Raw genomic sequence first — 963 nt, 5'->3', positions numbered from 1 at the left:
GTCGGGATGAAAGGATTCCCTTCGAAGGTAGCTTGAAGGGCATTGATGACCGAAATAGAGTTCTTTCTGAGGGTGGATATGTAACCCCTGATACGGCAGAAGATATTTGCTCCCCTGGCACTGCGAAATGCGCCTGATATCTTCTGCTGAACTTTCATCATCCTGATGTCCCTCTCTGCCTGATTGTTGTCAAACGGGACGCTAAAATCGTACATGAATGCTAGTGTCTCCCTGCGATGTTTCTTCAAGCGGTCGAGCAAGTTTTTAGCTCTGCTTTGTTTCTTTCTACCACGCTTCCGAGGTTTATCTTCGGGTATAGGGGGTGGATCTTCGGCAATGCCCTTCTCGATGATCTGATCATATCTTGCTTCGAAGATCTCAATCTGCGCTGGGTCTAATTTATCAGCTTCAGCTCTTCTCTCGTCAACAGCCTTTTTGATCTCGAGTAGCAGTTCAATCATCTCCTTTTGCCATTCCTTTTTCTCCTGTTCAAAGATACCGGTTAGCTCTCGCAGGTGGTGGGCATTGCAAAGAGCATGGTCGCAGTCGTATTTGAAATAGGACTCCCATGCATCATGAACTGCAGTCCCTTGGAACTCAGGTAGAATCCCAATGGCATTGATGGCTTCCTCGCCACGTTTTGGATGGACAGCATAAAAAGTCAGTTTCTCCGTGCTGGCTACATGGAGCCATTCCCCTTTTCCATTGGTGCGCACACCTGTTTCATCAAAATTGGCAACGGTAGAAGCAATCACCTGCTGCTTGATCTCTTCTTCCACGGGCTCCAGGATCTCGTAACAAGCCTCGTTTGTGTTAACCAGGGTAGCCTGACTAAGCTGATGGCTGAAGAGATCAGCGAACAGCTCGCTTGTGCGCTCATAGGGAAGGAGCTGATACTGACGCCAGTAGACGGCAATCGCTTTTATACGGGGTCCATATTGCACAGGCTGCTGGACCTCTTCA

The 963-nt window shown here is 48.5% G+C and carries 1 protein-coding gene; it reads right to left on the bottom strand.

Annotated features, from left to right (window positions below; genetic code table 11):
* A partial coding sequence (locus QMC81_11920; GenBank protein ID MDI6908177.1) for an IS66 family transposase occupies positions 1 to 944 on the bottom strand: 944 nt, incomplete at its 3' end.
* Positions 945 to 963 lie beyond the last annotated feature (19 nt).

It is taken from the genome of Thermoanaerobacterales bacterium (assembly GCA_030019475.1).
Lineage (GTDB): Bacteria > Bacillota > Desulfotomaculia > Desulfotomaculales > JASEER01 > JASEER01.
The sequence above is the reverse complement of the archived record's forward strand: the minus strand, read 5'-3'. Positions and strand labels throughout refer to the sequence as shown.